This is a genomic window from Enterococcus sp. DIV1368f, from assembly GCF_051712245.1.
GTDB lineage: Bacteria > Bacillota > Bacilli > Lactobacillales > Enterococcaceae > Enterococcus > Enterococcus faecalis.
This window is the reverse complement of the sequence record NZ_JBIOON010000001.1, coordinates 996,190-1,015,278: the sequence shown is the minus strand read 5'-3', so window position 1 is coordinate 1,015,278 and position 19,089 is coordinate 996,190. Positions and strand designations below refer to the sequence as shown.

Sequence of the window (19,089 nt, the reverse complement as noted above, 5' to 3'; positions counted from 1 at the left end):
GAATACAATTAGAAATACATTTGGTTAATTTAATTTAAATAACACGTTTCTCACCGAATCCTCTGTTATCTTTTCTACCAAATGATTGCAAAGGAGACTGCCTATGATTTCTTTAGAACATGTAAATAAGTATTTTGGGGAGCATCACGTTTTAAAAGATATTACTTTGAATGTAGAGCAAGGAGAAAAAATTGTCATTATCGGACCCTCTGGCTCTGGCAAAAGTACATTAATTCGGTGTATGAACCAATTGGAAAAAGTCAATGATGGTTCCGTCGTAATTGATAACATTGACATCACCAAACCGAAAGCACCGATTCAAAAGGTTCGCCAGAAAGTTGCCATGGTCTTTCAAAATTTTAACTTATATGCTCACAAAACGATTATTGATAATTTAACGTTAGCACCGATTAAAGTGATGGGCGTTTCCAAAGAAGAAGCGGTTCGTACTGGTATGGAGTATTTAGAACGAGTCGGCTTAGCTGATAAAGCTTCTGCTTATCCTTCGCAGCTTTCTGGCGGGCAGCAACAACGGGTCGCTATTGCTCGTGCCTTAAATATGCATCCTGAGATTATCCTTTTTGATGAACCGACTTCGGCACTTGATCCAGAAATGATTCAAGAAGTTTTAGATGTAATGGTCGATCTTTCCAAACAAAATATTACCATGGTTTGTGTCACACATGAAATGGGCTTTGCTCGTCAAGTGGCTGACCGTGTAATCTTTATGGACCAAGGAGAGATTATTGAACAAGGAACGCCTGAACATTTCTTTACAAGCACTGAAAACCCTCGTGCAAAAGAATTTCTAAGCAAAATTATTCATAACGGGTAATGAATAAAAAAACAAAAAATTGGAGGAATGAACAATGAAAAAACAAAATAAATGGCTGGCTGGACTCTCCTTACTTGTATTAGCAGGCATCATTGTGGGCTGTGGTAGCGGCAACAATGACTCAACTTCCAAAAGTGCTTCATCAAACAAAACGGTCACAGTAGAACAATTAAAAAAAGCAGGGAAAATTAAAGTAGGTGTCAAAGAAGACATTCCTAATTTTGGCTATATGAATCCTGATACAAACAAAAATGAAGGAATGGAACCAGATATTGCACGCTTGATTGCGAAAGAAATTACCGGCAGTAAAGAGAATGTGGAATTTGTGGGCGTGACAGCGAAAACGCGCGGTCCCCTTTTAGACAATGGTGAACTAGATATGGTAATTGCTACATTTACAATTACTGATGAACGTAAAAAGACTTATAATTTTACAACTCCTTATTATACAGATGAGATTGGTTTCCTTGTGCGCAAAGAGGATAACTTCTCCAGCATGAAAGATTTAGACGGAAAAACAATTGGCGTTGCACAATCTGCTACGACAAAAGAAAACTTAGAGAAAAAAGCGCAAGAGGAAGGAATCAAATTTACTTATCAAGAATTAGGTTCCTATCCAGAATTAAAAACAGCGTTAACTTCTAAACGAATTGATGCATTTTCAGTGGATAAATCAATCCTATCTGGCTATGTGGATGGCAAGACAGAAATTTTAAAAGATGGTTTTTCGCCACAAGAATATGGAATTACCACAAAGAAAGCAAATACTGAATTAAATGATTATCTAAATGGTTTAATTGAAAAATGGGAAAAAGATGGCACACTAGAAAAAATTTATCAAGACTGGGGCTTAAAAAATTAATCATTCCTAAGACTTGAAGAATCAAAAATTTTAGGAGGGATTTTTATGTTTTTGTTAGCCAATATTTCCTGGCTTGAAGAAGGGCCATTTGCCTTATATCGTTGGGAAGCTTTATTTCAAGATTGGCGAATTTTTGGTCAGGCTTTTCTCTATACTATTCTGCTTTCTTTAGGAGCAATCTTAGTCGCCTTTGCTTTAGGCATTTTCTTTGGCAGTTTATCAGCGACCAAAAGTAAACTTTTACACGCAATTAGTCGTGTCTATGTAGAATTTTTTCAAAACACACCTTTGTTGATTCAATTTATCGTAGTCTATTATGGCTTTCCTCTGCTAAGCCCGCTGCTTTCATTTTCTATTACTACGATTGCCATTCTGTGTGTAGGCCTCTATCATGGCGCCTACATTTCTGAAGTGGTTCGCTCAGGAATCGGAGCTGTCCCAAGAGGGCAATTTGAAGCGGCTTACTCCCAAGGATTAACGTATGGTCAAACGATGCGGTATGTGATTTTACCACAAGCATGGCGGATTATGTTACCGCCTTTAACCAATCAAGTCGTGAATCTAATTAAAAATACGTCAACAGTTGCCATTATTTCTGGCGCTGACGTAATGTTTGCTGCCAATAGTTGGTCGTCTGTCAACTTGAACTATATTCCCGCCTTTGCGCTTGCTGGTTTCTTATATTTCATTCTTTGCTTCCCATTAGCGAATTTGGCTAGAAAAATGGAAGAAAAAAATAAGAAAGCATATAGTAGATAGGAGGAAAACAGATGCCTTTTTCAGAAGAAATGCGTCAATTACTGACAGCAAATAATTTTCAATTTCTATTTAACGGCTTAAAATTGACACTCTATATTTCTTTCGTCTCAATTATTTTGAGTACGATTTTTGGCACCATTCTAGCCGTTTTGCGAAATCAAACCCATGGACCACTGAAGTTACTTGCCAGTATTTATGTAGAAGTGGTGCGCAATATTCCAAACTTATTGTGGATTTATGTTATTTTTTTGATTTTCAAAATCAAATCCACTCCTGCTGGAATTGTGAGTTTTACTGTGTTTACCACCGCTGCTTTAGCGGAAATTATTCGTGGTGGTTTAAATGGTGTTGATAAAGGACAAATTGAAGCGGCACGTTCTCAAGGTTTTTCAAATTGGCAAATTCTTTATCATATTGTTTTGCCTCAAGCCATTCGCAATGTTTTACCAGCGATCGTTTCTCAGTTTGTTACTGTCATCAAGGATACAAGTTTCTTGTATTCCGTGATTGCTTTACAAGAACTCTTTGGCAAATCTTATATCTTAATGGGGCGCTACGCACAAACAGGACAAGTATTCACTATTTACGGAATCGTCGCCCTTATTTATTTCATTATTAACTTTAGTATCTCACAATTTTCACGTTGGCTTTCACGAAATTGGGCGAAAAGTTATTAATGTAGTTAAAAACAGGAGGCTGAGACAAAAGTGTTTAGCTCCAAGAAATAAGAAGGAATTTCCGAAAATTGTTCTTTAATTTTTGGAGAATTTCGGCTTATTTCCGAAGGAGCTGCTTTTGTTCAGCTGATTATCTTAAGATTTAGAAAGTGGGGCATAAGTCATTTCGACTTATGCCCCACTTTCCTGTTTTTATTTTATCTTACTTCTACTTGATGTTTTTCAATTAGCGCTTTTTCAACTTTTTCCATTGAACGGTTAATTTCTTCATCCACTAATGTCGCTTCTGCATTAACAAAAGTTAAACTATACGCCATTGATTTTTTGCCAGCGCCTAATTTTTCACCTTGATATACATCAAATAAATGAATCTCTTTCAAATATTTACCTGCGTTATCTGAAATAGTTTTAACTAGTTCTTGATTGGTAACTGTTTCATCGACTAATAAAGCAATATCTCGAGAAACTGCTGGGAATTTAGAAACTGCTTCATAAGTAACCCCGCCTGCTTCTGTGGCTACTAATTGTTGCAAGTTTAATTCAGCAACATATGTTTCAGGAATATCGTACGCTTTCGCTGTCGTTGGGTGAACTTGTCCGACAAAACCAACCACTTCATCTTCTAAATAAATCCATGCTGTCCGGCCTGGATGCATTTCTGGAATCGCCGTTGTCGCTTGATAACTGATTTTTTCTGTTAATCCTAAAACAGCTACAATACTTTCCACTAAGCCTTTTACTGTATAAAAATCAACGGCTGTTGCTTTTGTTTGCCAATCTTTAACCATTGTATTACCAGTTAAAGCAAGTGCTAAGTGATTTTCTTCTGTAGGTAAATTTTTTGTTGGATCTTCTGTTTGGTAGAAAACGCGTCCTACTTCGTAGAAGGCGATATTATTATTTTTACGTGCCACATTGTATGCAACATCATCTAATAAACCAGAAATTAAGTTCATACGTAACACAGAACGCTCTTCACTCATTGGCCATTGCAAACGTGTTGTTTGACTTTCTTTCATCATAAATTGACGGGATTTTTCTTCTGTTGTCAATGCATAGCTGATGGCTTCACTCGTACCATGACCTTCCAGTAAGCTCTTTAATTGGCGCGTAACATGTTGTGCTTTGGTTAGACTTCCAGCAACTGTTTCTCCACTTGGCAATGTTGAAGGTAAATGATCATATCCATAAATGCGCGCCACTTCTTCAATAATATCTGCTTCAATCGCAATATCCCAACGTCTTGGTGGAATCGTAATTTCATATGCGCCTTGATTTACTTCATAAGCAAAACCGAGTGCTTCAAAAATTTCATTCACCGTTGCTTCATCTAATGCAGTGCCTAAATATTGGTTGATTCGTTCTAAAGTCACAGCTACCTGCGCTTCTTTAACGGCCACTTCAGAACCAATTGCAGTGCCTGAGACTACTGTTCCGTCGGCTAACTCTGCAATCATCGCGGCTGCCACATCACAAGCTAGCCCAACTGTCGCTTGGTTGATGCCTTTTTCAAATCTACTTGAAGATTCACTCCGTAAATTGAATTGTTTAGACGTTTTGCGAATAGACAATGGATTGAACAATGCTGCTTCTAAAGCCACAGTTGTTGTTTCTTGACTGATTTCAGAATTAGCCCCACCCATTACGCCAGCTAAACCGACAGGCGTTTTTCCATTCGTAATGACGATATTTTCTTCTGTTAATTGACGTGTTTCACCATCTAATGTAATTAGTTCTTCTGCTGCTGTTGCTCGACGAACCAAGATTTCTTTACTATCTAATTTTTGGTAATCAAATGCATGCAATGGTTGACCAAATAATAATAAAATATAATTTGTCACGTCCACCACATTGTTAATCGGACGGATTCCTTCATTCATCAATCGGTTTTGCAACCACTGAGGACTTTCTGCAATCGTCACATCTTTAATAACACGAATTTGATACGCTGGCGCATCTTGTGAATCTTCAACAGTCACTGTTACGTAATTTTCCACGTTATCTGAAGCATCTTCTTTGAGTTCGGGATCATTAAACTGAGGTGTTTGACGATAAATTGCGCCAACTTCATAGGCTACCCCTCTCATACTTAGTGCATCTGCACGGTTTGGTGTAATTGATAATTCAATAATCGCATCATCCATGTCTAAATAAGGGAAAACAGGTGTCCCATTCACTGCTTCTTGAGGTAAATAATAAATCCCTTCAGCATACGCTTTTGGTACGACATTGTCTGAATATCCTAGCTCTTCTAACGAACAAATCATTCCGTTAGAGACTTCGCCACGCATTTTACCTTTTTTAATTTTTTGATTTCCTGCAATTCTTGAACCAGGTAATGCTACGATGACTTTAATTCCGGCTTTCACATTTGGTGCTCCACAAACAATTTGTGACAACTCTTCTTCACCGATGTCTACTTGGCAAATTGATAAGTGGTCAGAGTTTGGATGAGGAACACATTCTTTTACTTCACCGACAACAATTTTCTTTAAGCCTTCTTCAGGTACAGCAACGCCCTCAACTTCGATACCTGTCACAGACATTTTGTCCGCTAATTCTTGCGGAGTAACGTTTGAAAGATTAACATATTCATTTAACCATTTATAAGAAACTAACATTTTTCAACTACTCCTTTACCTTGAATTGATTTAAGAAACGTAAATCATTTTGATAAAAATTACGGATATCATTTACACCATAACGTAACATAGCAACGCGATCTGGTCCTAAGCCAAAGGCAAAGCCTGAGTACTCTGTTGGATCAATCCCTGACATTTGTAACACATCTGGATGAACCATCCCCGCACCTAAAATTTCAATCCAACCTGTATGTTTGCAGACGTTACAACCTGCGCCGCCACATTTAAAACAGCTAACATCTACTTCGACTGAAGGTTCTGTAAAAGGGAAATAGCTAGGACGTAAACGAATTTTACGATCTTCACCAAACATTTTTTTCATCATGACTTCTAACGTCCCTTTTAAATCACCCATTGTGACATTTTTATCGACAACAAGGCCTTCAATCTGATGGAATTGGTGACTATGTGTCGCATCATCTGTATCACGACGGAATACTTTCCCAGGAGAAATCATTCGTAATGCACCTTTTGAAAAATCGTGTTTTTCCATTGTTCGAGCTTGAACTGGTGAAGTATGCGTACGAATTAACATCTCATCTGAAATATAAAACGTATCTTGCATGTCGCGTGCTGGATGATCTTTTGGTAGATTCATGCGTTCGAAATTATAATGATCGGATTCTACTTCGTATCCTTCCACTACTTGATAACCCATGCCTAAGAAAATATCTTCAATCTCTTCCATAACTTGTGTCAAAATATGACGTGTGCCTTGAGGCATTTGTTTTCCAGGTAAAGTTACATCTAAACTTTCTTCTTTTAGTGCCGCATTTAACGCTTCGTTTTCTAAAACAACTTTGCGCGCTTCAATTGCTTCTGTTAATAAATCACGAATTTCATTTGCAAAGCCCCCCACCATTGGTCGTTCTTCTGGTGAAAGGTTTTTCATGCCTCTTAATACTTCGGTGATTGGCCCTTTTTTCCCTAATGTTTCTACACGAATTTGGTTTAATTCTTTTAAAGTAGCAACTTGTGCGATTTCTTTGAGCGTATTGTCTCTAAGAGCTTCTAATTGCGCTTGTAATGTCATTATGCGTTCCCCTCTATCTTTTATTTAAACTAAAAAAAACGATAACCCATTCCTTTCAAAGGAACGAGCTATCGTGTTACCATCCTAATTCATAACAAATTGTTGTCATGCACTCATTTCATTTAACGGCAATTACCGGTTTGCTTTCTTCTTGAAAACAAACAAACTCAGGAAGTGAATTTCGCTTGGTGACTGTGTAAATCAGCTTCCAGTCTCTGGCTGACTCTCCCTAAAACACGTCAATTCAAACTACTTGTTTCCATCACTGTTTTTTTAGTTATTTAATTACGTTTAGTTTACAAGAAGTTTTGCTTGCGGTCAACTGCATTCTTCGTCTTTTACCCATTTTTCTGCCCAATGTTGAATTTGTTCCATTGCTAATTGCAAGTCTTCGCCTTTTTCGGTTAGGAAATATTCTAAGCGATTTCCTTCACCGCAACGAACAGCTTTGGTGATAATTCCTTCAGCTTCTAGTTCCTTCAATCGCTCTACTAAGACACGATCACTTAACATTGGAATTTTTTCTTTTAATTCGCCAAAACGTTGAGGACCTCGTTCTAATAAAACATCAATAATTAAACCATTCCATTTTTTACCAAGTATTGAAAATGATTTTTCAAATTTGGGACAAAGTACAAACGATTCTGTTTTTACTTTTTCCATCTTCCTCACCTCTTCAATGAGTATAGCACATTCCTTACAAAATGTAAGTGTTTCTGCTTCTAATTTTTTCTACTTTATAAAATCTACAACATTTCCTGTCTGCATGTCAATAATTACTCCTCCATTTAATAAAATTAAATAGACGTGCGACACCTCTTTATGCGTCGCTTCTTGTAGCGCTCTACGATAAAGATTCATCTGTCCGCGATACCGTTCGACAATTTCAGAAATTGCTTGGGGAGAGGTGCCTTTTACATGATCGGTTTTATAGTCATACAAAATGCATTGATTGTCTAATTCGATATAGCCATCAATAATCCCATGAATTAATAAATCATCTTGTGTCGTTTCTGGATAATTTTGAATGAGCTCTTCTGCTTCAATCAGCATAGAAAAAGGTTGTTCCCTTCTAACGGTTTGATGGTGTTGAATCAATTGTTTTCCTAAGGCGGTCTCAAAGAAGGCCACGATTTGTTCCAGATTCATTTTTTCAGCAATTGCTGGTAAAATCAATTTATTTTCCACTAAGCGTTCTTGAACAGCTCGCACTTCCTCGTAAGAAGGTTGTGTACTTAAATCAATTAGTTGTAATAAATAATGGGTTGCTGTCCCAATTTCAGCTGCTGAGGGCGCTTGAACCGTATCTAAAAATTTAGGCTTACTTAAATCTCCTTCAATCATTCGATTGACAATCAACGGTTGCGCTTGAATAGTATTGTCTTCCCGAACCTCAATTTTACCAATTTCTTTGTTATCGGGGTCATCAAATACTCGCTTGATTTCAGAAACAGACTGATAACTGGTGGTCCGAGTAGCCACTTCAAACGGATAATTGAAACTTAACCGTGCGAGGCCACGATTGATTTTGTCAGCAGATAATTGCGCTTTTTCGGCTAAATCCTCTGCTTGTCTTTCTGGCAATTGTAATTGCTGAATGGCTGCTCGTAGTTGTTCTTCGTTGAACCACTGAATATGAAAGTTAGCTGGGTGCTTTTTGACTTGCGGAACGTTACTTACTACTACTTCTTGCTGATATTCATCGGCTTTTTGATGGCGTACCAATGTCATCCCAACCCAATTCATTAAACTACTTTTACTTTGCAAGCGATTTTCAGCTGGTAGCACCAGTGTTTCTACATCGCCAACTTTCAGCCACTCTTTCCACATCGCCGCTTGGTCTTTATAGGAGCCCACCAGAAAAAGTTTCTGTTCTGCGCGTGTCAACGCCACATATAACTTCCGCATTTCTTCGGATAGTAATTTTCTCAATCGTACTTGTTTAATCGCCAAAAATGGTAAAGTGTCGTACATAACTCGTTCTTCAGGTTGTAAATAACGAATGCCTACGCCTAAATTTTCTTCAAAGATATAGCGTTCATTCAAATCACTGACATTAAATTCTTTGGTCATATCTAAAACGAATACCACCGGAAATTCTAACCCTTTACTAGCGTGAATCGTCATGACGCGTACGGCATTCTCTTCACTTAAAACGACTGGTTCCGCTAAATCTTTGTCTTTTTCTTGCATTTTTTCGATGAAGCGAACAAATTGAAATAATCCGCGGAAGGTGGTTTTTTCATACGCCGCGGCCCGATCGACCAACGCATATAAATTGGCTTGGCGTTGTTTGCCAACAGGCAACCCGCCAACATAATCAAGGTAGGCCGTTTCCCGATAAATCGTCCACAGCAAGTTGCTAATCTGGTTGCGTCGAGCCTGTTCCCGCCATTTTTCTAATGATTCAGCAAAACGTATAGTTTTTTCCTGAACAACTGCTTCCTCCATGGTTGGTTCCATCTTTTGATTAAACGTTAAAAATGCTTCGTAGTAACTGGTTTCCTTATTAGCCAAACGAATAAGTACTAATTCGTTTTCTTTTAATCCAACAATTGGTGAACGTAACACAGCTGCCAAAGGAATGTCTTGATAGGGATTATCAATCAATTGAAGCAAGGCAATCATTGTACGAATTTCCGTTGCTTGGAAATAATTTTGAGCATCATTGACTTGAACTGGAATTTCTAATGATTTAAAAACATCTAAAATAGTTAAATTATTTTTCTTCGTAGGCGTTAATAAGACAATATCTTGATAAGTAATCGGTCGATCCGTTTTCAGCTTTTTATCATAAATCAAGAAATTTTGGTCAATTAATTCACGAATTTTCAAAGCAGTAACGTAAAGTTCTCCTTCTGTCTTATCTTCAATCAACAACTCAGGGGATTGTAATTCTGGAAATTCAACTGATTCTGTTGCTTTTTTTTCATAAATTAGCAATTCAGTTGAATAATCAGCCGCCTCCGAAAATTGATCAAAACCATGAACCAAAGCGGCTGACTCATCGTAAGCAATTTGGCCCACTCGCTCATCCATTAATTGACTAAATACTAAATTCGTAAAGTCTAAAACGTCTTTGCGGGAACGAAAATTTTCAGCTAGAATAATTCGTTTGCCCTCTTTGCCTTGCCCATACTGATTGTATTTTTCAATAAACAATGTAGGATCTGCCAAGCGGAAAGAATAAATAGACTGTTTCACATCTCCTACCATAAAAAGGTTTCCTTCTGTGCTAAGCGGACGGCGCAACCAATACAAAATAGATTCTTGTAATTGATTGATATCTTGGTATTCATCGACTAACACTTCATCAAATTTTTCGCGATAGTAAACCGAGGCTTCTGATGCTTGCCAGCCATCTGCCTGATTTTTCGCTAAAATAGCTAACGTATAATGTTCTAAATCGTTAAAATCCACTAAATTTTTAAGCCGTTTTTCTGCGCCATAGGCCTCCATAAATTGTTTCCCCACGTGAGCCATTTCTTGAACAATGGGCGTGGCCTCTTTCAAGACTTGTTTCATGGCATCTGGAGAAAGTGTAAACAGTTGCTTTTTCAAATCATTTAACGCTTTTTTATTTTGTTCTCGTAACTGTTTGGCTTGTTCCGCGGTTGGTTTCAACTCTTCGGCACGAACCGTTGGGTAGCGGTCAAAGCTCAACAATTCAGTCAAATTATAGGCGCTTTCTAAATCATTTCTCTCTAAAAATTGTAAAAATTGTTTTGTTTGTTCCTTTTCATTTTGAGCTAAATACCAAATCTTTTGAAGTTTCTCTTCGCCCTCTGTTAAGGTCACCATTTCTTCGTAACGCTGAAGAGTTCGTTGTAATGTCTCAACGGCTAGCGGTTTTAAATAAGTCTGAAATAACGTTGATTCGCCTAGCTGATCACCTACTTCGTAGGCTTGTGTTAAGCCATTAATCCACGCCTCTGGATCAGGATTGGCTTTGGCAAATTCATAAAAAGAAAAAATTAAGTTAGTGAGTCCGTCATCACTACGGTCATTGGAAAAATTCGCTGTTAATTGGTAAAATTCTTCTTGATTTTCCGCATAAAATTGTTCACGTAATGCATCCCAAACATCTTCTTTTAATAACAATGTTTCTGTTTCATCTGTTAACATCCGAAAAACTGGATCTATGTCAATTAAATAATAAAAACGACGAATAACAGTTAAACAAAAGGCATGCAACGTGCTGATATTGGCTGTTGGCAAAAGAGCAATTTGACGAGAAAAATGCCGTCTTCTTTCTGGATCTTGTTCTTCATTCATTGCCTTTTGTAAAGCCACTTGGATACGTTCTTTCATCTCACGGGCGGCGGCTTCAGTGTACGTCACAATCAAGAGACGATCGATATCGACGCCGCTTTTGACTTTTTCAATGACACGGCGGACTAAAACAGTGGTTTTTCCTGAGCCAGCCGAAGCAGAAACTAAGATATTTTCATCGCCATCAAACACCGCTTGCCATTGACTGTCGGTGAATTGCTCATTGGCTGGACGTAGTGGAATTGTTTTACTCATCTTCGGTTGCTCCTTCCTCATCTTTGTTTAACAAGCGCGCCATAATTTCCTCTTTGGATAAATTCTCAATACGATGATAATTATTTTCTTTTAACATCACATCAAAATCACAGACACTTCGAAACGGACAATAGCGACAAGCAATCCGTTCCTTGCCTTGATAAGCGGGATTAAGTTGAACTTCGCCGCCAATAATTTGGTTCCCCGCTTCAATAAATTTATTTCGGTTATGGGAAAGCAACGCGCCTAATTCTGGTTCTGTCACAAATTTATCTTCTTGGCGACGACCAGGTTTAATTTGTTCTTTGGCGGATTCTTCAATTGGAAACAGCAACGAACTTTGTTTGGCTTGCAGACTCGTATCTAAATGATCCAATAAATCTGGGTCTTTCATCAAAAGACCATCAAACTGATATTTTTTAAGCATTTGTTGTTCAATGTCGTCTTTGCCTTCATAAGATAACGTAGGATTGTGTACATGCAGATAAAGTGAGCCAGCAGGTTTAGCTTCTTGACCAACTAATTGCACAGCATCCATTAAAGCCACATCCAAGTACGTCAGCATTTGCATGGCTAAGCCGTAATACGCTTCTGTCATATTAAATTTACGGTGACTCGATTTATAATCAATCACACCTAAGTAGGTTGATTCGGGTGTAACCAATTGATCAATCCGGTCGATTTTTCCCCGAACATGAATCTTCCCTTGATTTTTTAATGGTAATTCCAAACCAGAAATTCCTTTTTTAGCGGCAATTTGGCCAAATAACACTTCTGTTTGAACAGTCGTCATGCCACTTCGTTGGCTTTGGCGTTTCAGCGCCCAACTGACTTTTTTAATTGTTTGACTCAATTGATAGCGAATATAGTTCATGCGACTAGAGGTCGTTAATACAGAAAAACGTGCATCCCCTAAAATACTATTTAGTACTTCCTCCGCCAATAAATTGACTTCCTGATCGGTTAATTCAGATAAGTTCCGTTGATTCATAATCAATAATTTAAAGAACTGATCCAATGCTTCATGGAAAAATTCCCCTGTAGCTGCTGGTGAAAGCCCAAAGACATCTCTTTCTTTCAAACGTAAGCCATAGCGAGAAAAGTATTGATATTGACACCGATAAAAACTCTCCATCCGAGAGACAGATGTATAAATATCTTTACCATATAAAGGTTCTGCTAAGACCTCATCAATCTTTTCAGGAATATTTTGATGCGTTAAACTTTCGAAAACTTGCTTGGCTAGCGGAGCAATTGGTTGGTTCATTAGTGCTTTTTCCATATTTAACCAGAAAGGCAACAATCCTTCTTGCGTTTCTTTCCGTTGTCTTTTCAAACGCGTTAATTCACCGATTAACGTCCGATACGTACTAATATGGGCTAAACTGGTCGTTTCATCATCGAAAATGGTTGTTTCATTTTTTTCAAAAACGGGCAAGTTTAAATCTTTTTGGATATTTTTAAAATAAGGAGACGGTTTGACTTCTTGAGCGGTGTCTTTAACACTTGGATAGGTTAAATATAATCGTTCTCGCGCAGAAGAAAAGACAAGATACGCAACATAAGGTTCTTGCGCAATTTTGCGTCCGGTTGTCCCACGTAAATATTGGTTTTCCGTTAAAGTATCATTGATTGTCTGCCGTTCTTCATCAGACAATAGTGTTTTATTTTCAATCTTTTGTGGAAAAATTTCTTCCGTCATCCCAATAGCAAAAGTAACCTTGGCAGCGCCAGGTCGAGTTAAATCCATTGCGCGAACTTGTACTTGGTCAATCGCTGTCGGCACTTTACTATAGTGCAAACCTTCCAAGCCACTAACAAATATTTCTTGAAACGTTGTAAAATCAAACGAACTTTCTCCGTAAACAGTGACGTATTCATCTAGTAATGACATCAATGCATCCCAAGTCTGTTCATGGTTACGAGCTGTTTCTAGTTGACCTGCTTCGATAGCTTGTAAGCGCCACATTTTTAATTGTGTTGCCACACCACTTTGCAGTAAAAAGTGATAGAAGACGGTCGCTGCTTCCAAACCAGTTTTGGCACTTATCATTGCTTGAAAGTAACTAGGTAACAGCCGTTGAAGCGATTGACGAATCGCATTTGACTCTTCTTCCATCGTAGCGACATCTTCTTGCTCTTCCGCTTCAAAATCATACCGAATAAATTCCCAATCTTTTTCTTGCGACCAATAATAACCTTCATAGCCGTATGCCAGGACTACATTTTCGGTAATATCAACTTTTCTGCGCCAAGCGTTCCGTTGGTTTAACCAATCAGTCAAGCTTTCTTCAGAAGTAGCGAGTTGATTCATTGGCATAAATAATTCCGTTCTCAAAAAACGGAGCACATCGCGATAACGATAATTGTACGAATGAATAGCAAATAAAGATTCAATCCATTCGACTAAAGGATGCCGATCCATAGCCATATCTCGGTCGACATAAACAGGAATCTCGTGTTCCGCAAAAATCGGTTCTAATAAATTTTCATAACAATCTAAATCACGAGTCAACACCTGAATTTCTTTGTACCGATACCCTTCTTCCACCACTAAACGGCGAATTTCGGTTGCAACATGTGTTAATTCTTCTTTAACGTTTTCAGCACGCCACAGAAGTAAGCCATCGCCACTCCAGTCAGTTGTGCTTAATGGAGGCAGGTGTTCTTGCGATTGAATCCAATAATCGTTTAATCCTTGCAAGTCTGGATTTGTAATTAATACCTCTTTCTTTTCTACATAATCTGAAAGAATCGGGATTTGCTTCTGTCTTGCTAGTTGATAAAGCTGATGATAGGTTTGTCCCGCTTCATAAAATAACGACCGCGGATCAGGTAAGTCATGCGGATATTGTTTGTCCAATACGAGGGCTACTTTCACAGAACCTGCTTGCGCCATTAGCACTTCAATCAACTTTAATTCTCTGGCAGTAAACTGCTGATAGCCTGAAATAACGAATTGAACATTCGACAAATCAACCGTTTGTAAATACTCGCTTAAATGTTGAATAATCTCCGCTGATTCATAGCCATACTGACTCATTTGTAATTGGAATCGCGTAAAAATTAACGTTAAATCTTGAAACTTAAGTTGTAAATCTTGTCCTTTAGGGTTCTCCGTTTGTTTTTCTAAAAATGGATAAAGCTCCGCAATCTCAATATTGCCTTCGCGCATTTCTTGATAAAGCTGAAATAGTTGCTGAATAAAGCCGGGCTTGTTAATTTCACCTCTAAAAATTTGTAACTCTTCTTCTGCTTCTACTAAAATTTTGCGGAAAATCATCGCAGCGCCTGCATCAGATAAAACATCTGCCGAGTAAAAAGGTGTATGTTGTAAATAGTACCAAGCCAAACGATAAAAACTAAAAACCTGCAGACGGGTACTGGTTATTGAATCAGACGTAGTTGTCTGTAGTTGACGTAACTTTTGCAAGACTTGAATTTCTTGCTCAAACTTAATATGGTTCGGGACTAAATAGAATACTTCATGCTGTGCGTCTTCCTCTAGCCATTGTTTTGTCGCCTGTATAAGTGGCGCTTCTAAGTCTGCCACGGCGGTTCCTCTAATAAACTGCACACTCATGGTTTCACATCCTTTTCCTTTGCACTGCCTTTATTTTACCACAAAAGAAGGACGGAAACATGTGTTTGTTTTTACACATTTCCGTCCTTCTCTTTTACTCATTGTCTCTTTTATTGTTTTGACACTTCTGGTATTGGACCAAACCGTGAGAATGGCCACATCACAAATTTCACTTCACCCAAAATATCTTTTTTATGAATAAAACCAATCATTCGACCATCTCTTGAATTCCGTCGATTATCACCTAAAACAAAGTAGCTATCTGCTGGTACTTTTTCTTTTAATGAAAAATCGCCTGTCAAAGGTTGACCATCTGTTAAGGCTTTTTTAAATTCATCTAAATAGGGTTCGTCAACTTCTTTTCCATTGATGTACAACGTATCATCCTTGTACGCAATTGTATCTCCAGGTAAACCAATCACACGTTTAATATAATTTTTATCTGGTTCATCTGGCGCTGGAAAAGTAATAATATCGAAACGATTAATTTCTGTGTTTTTTAATGTAATTACCCGTTCACCATCTGCTAACGTTGGATCCATTGAATGACCTCTCACTACGACAGGCGTAAATACAAATTGTCTCAGTAAAAACAGACCCAAAGCTAAGCAGGCAAAAAAGACGACTGTTTTAATTAATTCTTTTGATTTCAAACTCATTCCTCCAAAAACCTTATTATCTTATGTCTCATATTCTACCACAAAGTAAATCAATCCTATAGTGCTTAACACTCAATTAATTTTTATGTACGCTTTTTTTACAAAATGGTCAGAAAAAAAACGTATTTCTTTCAAATTTGATTCTTACTTTTTGATCCTGCTCATAAAAAAAGCATAATCAATTCTAAAAAGGGCTGAATTGATTATGCTTCTAGCGTTTTAGCGATCCATCACAACCACGTAACAAACTTCTAAAGGACCATGCAACCCGACAACCAGTTGCATTTCAATATCTCCTGAATTAGAAGGCCCTGAAATAAAGTGAATCGCTGAGCCGATTTTTTCGCCTTTTTCTATTTTTTCTGTATAAAAAGCTGCTGGCTGAGTCGAACGTGGAACGAGTTTGCTAAACGGTATAATTGAAATGTAATGCTTCGGTAAAAAATGTAAGGCTCTGCCTTGTCCCGCATTGGACTCCACCACAATCGTTCCTGATTCAGCTAGTAAAAACTCAGCAAAGGCAATCGCAATATTTGCCTGAGCAGCTGTTTGAATATTCGCTTCTCGTTGCTCACTTCCAGGTTGCCATTGCTTAACAGAAACAGCCTCTAATGACTTAGCTAAATCAGCTAATCCATAGGCTTCAAAACGTGCATCTGTTGGCAATAAAAGATTGCCCCCACCAAACTCAGCAACAATTTGCTGAATCGTCGTCAGTAAATTTTCTTGTGTGGTTTCCACTAAGTTCGTGTGAATCGTTTCCACACGCTCTTTCACAATTGTTAATAGCTCTGCTGGTGTTTTATCTGCCAACTGTTCTTCTGGTAAATGATTAATTGGCTCAAATGGATGGGCCGAAACAGGCTGTTTTTCTACGCCTAATTTTTCTCGTAGATTTTGTAAAAAAGGTTCTCGATTTTGAATCGCTTCGTTAGTCATTTTTTTCACCTTCTTGATGTTTTTTGAACCAACTTCTGAAGTTTTCTGAAGATTTTGGTGGTCTTGGCAAATCACGAACATCGGTCCAACCTTTTACTAACCCTGGTCCTTTATCAAGGTAGCCCCCATGATTGTACATGTTTTCAACAGTAATGTCTTTTTGTTTACTTAAAATGCCCGCTGCAGCATGATCGACTTTCATGGCTGCTTTAAACATTGCTGGTGAACCAGTGGCTTTACCTACCATACGCATTTGGAAATCTTCAAATCCATGTTTCATTTTCAGATCATCGGTCATCACTTTACGATGTTCAATTAATAATTCGTGCAATGGAATTTTCACAGGACACGTTTCCGTACATGCCCCACAAAGACTAGACGCATAAGGCAATTCCCCAAACTGTTTATATCCACCTAAAATTGGAGAAAGCACAGCACCAATTGGTCCTGGATAAATAGAGCCATAACCGTGCCCTCCAATATGGCGATAGACCGGACAAACATTCAGACAAGACCCACAACGAATACACTGTAAGACTGGCTGAAAGGCTGTTCCTAACGCTTTTGAACGCCCGTTATCCAAAATGACCACGTGAAATTCTTCTGGACCATCGGATTCATCCGCATTTTTTTGCCCAGCAAACGTCACATACGTTGTTAAATTTTGACCAACGGCACTTCTGGCTAAAAGGTTATCTAAAACCTCTGCTTCACGCATTGTTGGTACGATTCTTTCCATCCCCATTAACACGATTTGTGTCTTAGGAATACTGATGGTCAAATCAGCATTTCCTTCATTTGTATTTAAGTTAATTAAGCCGCTATCCGCAATAGCGAAATTACAACCTGTAATGCCAATCTCCGCTTCCAAAAAGAATTTGCGCATCACTTCTCGTGCACAGCGTGCCAAATTTACTGGGTCATTATCTCCTTGATACCCTAATTTTTTCGCAAAAACCTGACGAATCTGTTCGCGATTTTTATGAATACTTGGGAAAACAATATGTGACGGCTCATCCCAGTCATCCATTTGTAAAATGAATTCCGCCAAATCTGTTTCCATCACACTGACATCGTCTAATCCCAATAACATTGGATCAATATCGACTTCGGTCGTCACCATTGATTTAGATTTCACAATTTTTTTCGCCTTTTTTTCTAGAACCACTTGTTTCACATATTCATTGGCCTCTTCGGCGGTTTGAGCAAAAAAGACTTTGCCACCTCGTTTGGCGACGTTATCACTGAACTCTTCTAAATAATCAGGCAGATACTGAATTGTATGTTGGCGAATTTGTTCTCCCAGTTCACGCCATTGTGGCCAATTGCCTAAAGCTTCCCGCGCACCTTCTCGTTTCTCCCATTGGGCATCTTGTGCTTTGGCGACAGCCTTTTGCATAAACACATCTTTTTTACTTTCTTCAATTCGTTCACTTAACGGCTTATTGCTCGTTGATAATCCCACAGTTCTTCCCCCTTACCCTACCGATATGATTTGTGGTTGGTCCATGCGTGCTTCATCCACTTCGTGATTAAGGACTTCTGCAATATGCATAATCTTAATCTTTTTCCCATCACGATTGAATTTACCCCCGATATTCATCAGGCAACCCATGTCCGCACTAATTAAAATTTCTGCGCCTGTATCAATCACATCGTTCATTTTTTCCGTCACCATTTGTTCAGAAATAGCTGGCATTTTCACTGAAAACGTTCCGCCAAATCCGCAACAATTTTCAAGATGTCCTAAAGGAATCATTTCTAATCCTTTCACATGATCCAACAAAACAAAGGGCGATTCTCGTTCATTTAAAATTCGCGTCATATGACAAGAACGATGATAAGTGGCTTTCCCATATAGCGTTGCGCCAACATCTTTGACCCCTAAGACACGATAAAGAAACTGACTAAACTCATAAGTTCGCTCAGCTAAACGTTGTGCTTTTGGTCCATAAATAGGATCATCTGCTAAAAATTTGTGGTATTCTTTCATCATGCCGACACAAGACCCCGCAGGTCCCACCACATAATCGGCACCGTCAAAACTATCAATTTGATTCTTAAGCGTTGTCGTGCTCTCTGTCACATAGCCACTATTATACGTTGGCTGACCACAACACGTTTGGCTTGTTGGTAAAACCGTTTCACAGCCATACCGTTCCAAAACCTCTACCATTGCTTGCCCTACATTTGGAAAAAGTAAATCCACCACGCATGTCGAAAATATACTCACTTTCACGCAAAATAACCTCCTCGTTTTCTACGAAAAGGCTCCATGAAATTAATTGGGCGGCTGTCATTAAAAGTCACTTGGCTGTCGTCTCTAACTACTTCACAGTGCCTTTTCAACAAATACGTTATTTGTAACAAAAATCGTTTTTTAAAATGATTCTTATACAATAATTATTTTACCAGTATCTGGTTTTAACAGCAAACGATTCCAGAAATTTTGTGCATTTTCACACAAAAAAGGAGGCTTTTTTATAAAAGTTTCTTTTAACCCCTTTGAAATTCGTTTTTTCTGAAGAAAAGAGTGACGAAATTTTGAAATTTTGGTAAACTAAGAAAAAACG

13 protein-coding genes and 1 other annotated feature are annotated in these 19,089 nt (G+C 38.2%); of the genes, 4 read left to right on the top strand and 9 right to left on the bottom strand.

The genetic code is table 11. From position 1 onward, the window contains the following. The first annotated feature begins 103 nt into the window (after window positions 1-103). Genes IGL07_RS05215 through IGL07_RS05200 form a run of 4 tightly spaced genes read left to right on the top strand, consistent with a single transcriptional unit; the run spans window position 104 to window position 3,133 of the window. The gene (locus tag IGL07_RS05215; protein ID WP_002377841.1) at window positions 104-835 is read left to right on the top strand and encodes an amino acid ABC transporter ATP-binding protein; all 732 of its coding nucleotides are present in this window, start codon (window positions 104-106) and stop codon (window positions 833-835) included. A gap of 34 nt (window positions 836-869) precedes the next feature. Next, window positions 870-1,697: a transporter substrate-binding domain-containing protein gene (locus IGL07_RS05210; protein WP_010817170.1), complete on the top strand. Its 828-nt coding sequence runs from the start codon at window positions 870-872 to the stop codon at window positions 1,695-1,697. Window positions 1,698-1,742: 45 nt separating this feature from the next. After that, complete coding sequence (locus tag IGL07_RS05205) at window positions 1,743-2,456, top strand: amino acid ABC transporter permease (RefSeq protein ID WP_002363695.1); 714 nt, start codon at window positions 1,743-1,745, stop codon at window positions 2,454-2,456. Window positions 2,457-2,467: 11 nt separating this feature from the next. Then, window positions 2,468-3,133 carry an amino acid ABC transporter permease gene (locus tag IGL07_RS05200; protein ID WP_002382114.1) on the top strand — a complete coding sequence of 222 codons (666 nt, stop codon included), beginning with the start codon at window positions 2,468-2,470 and terminating at the stop codon, window positions 3,131-3,133. Between the two features lie 197 nt (window positions 3,134-3,330). Here IGL07_RS05200 and pheT read toward each other — a convergent pair whose 3' ends face one another. The 9 genes from pheT to IGL07_RS05155 all read right to left on the bottom strand — a co-directional run bounded on the left by pheT (window position 3,331) and on the right by IGL07_RS05155 (window position 18,755). Further along, window positions 3,331-5,754, bottom strand: coding sequence for a phenylalanine--tRNA ligase subunit beta (pheT, locus tag IGL07_RS05195; RefSeq protein ID WP_002377842.1), 2,424 nt, complete (start codon window positions 5,752-5,754; stop codon window positions 3,331-3,333). A gap of 7 nt (window positions 5,755-5,761) precedes the next feature. Then, a complete protein-coding gene (gene pheS / locus IGL07_RS05190; protein ID WP_010817169.1) occupies window positions 5,762-6,808 on the bottom strand; it encodes a phenylalanine--tRNA ligase subunit alpha in 1,047 nt (348 codons plus the stop codon). 56 nt (window positions 6,809-6,864) lie between these two features. Continuing rightward, window positions 6,865-7,083: a binding site (T-box leader), on the bottom strand. Between the two features lie 43 nt (window positions 7,084-7,126). Beyond that, the gene (locus IGL07_RS05185; RefSeq protein WP_002358035.1) at window positions 7,127-7,471 is read right to left on the bottom strand and encodes a winged helix-turn-helix transcriptional regulator; all 345 of its coding nucleotides are present in this window, start codon (window positions 7,469-7,471) and stop codon (window positions 7,127-7,129) included. A gap of 69 nt (window positions 7,472-7,540) precedes the next feature. Beyond that, window positions 7,541-11,335 carry a helicase-exonuclease AddAB subunit AddA gene (addA, locus tag IGL07_RS05180; protein ID WP_010817168.1) on the bottom strand — a complete coding sequence of 1,265 codons (3,795 nt, stop codon included), beginning with the start codon at window positions 11,333-11,335 and terminating at the stop codon, window positions 7,541-7,543. Continuing rightward, window positions 11,328-14,918 (bottom strand): PD-(D/E)XK nuclease family protein, encoded by a 3,591-nt coding sequence (locus tag IGL07_RS05175; RefSeq protein ID WP_010817167.1) that lies wholly within the window; start codon window positions 14,916-14,918, stop codon window positions 11,328-11,330. Before IGL07_RS05175 ends, addA begins: the two co-directional genes overlap by 8 nt. A gap of 110 nt (window positions 14,919-15,028) precedes the next feature. After that, on the bottom strand, window positions 15,029-15,577 hold the full coding sequence (gene lepB / locus IGL07_RS05170; protein WP_014524992.1) for a signal peptidase I: 549 nt from the start codon (window positions 15,575-15,577) through the stop codon (window positions 15,029-15,031). 219 nt (window positions 15,578-15,796) lie between these two features. Then, window positions 15,797-16,516: a LutC/YkgG family protein gene (locus IGL07_RS05165; RefSeq protein WP_010817166.1), complete on the bottom strand. Its 720-nt coding sequence runs from the start codon at window positions 16,514-16,516 to the stop codon at window positions 15,797-15,799. Beyond that, complete coding sequence (locus IGL07_RS05160) at window positions 16,509-17,981, bottom strand: LutB/LldF family L-lactate oxidation iron-sulfur protein (RefSeq protein ID WP_002365496.1); 1,473 nt, start codon at window positions 17,979-17,981, stop codon at window positions 16,509-16,511. The genes IGL07_RS05165 and IGL07_RS05160 overlap by 8 nt, the downstream gene beginning before the upstream one ends. A 12-nt stretch (window positions 17,982-17,993) precedes the next feature. Beyond that, entirely contained in the window at window positions 17,994-18,755 is a 762-nt protein-coding gene (locus tag IGL07_RS05155) for a (Fe-S)-binding protein (protein ID WP_002360596.1), read from the bottom strand. Window positions 18,756-19,089: the final 334 nt, after the last annotated feature.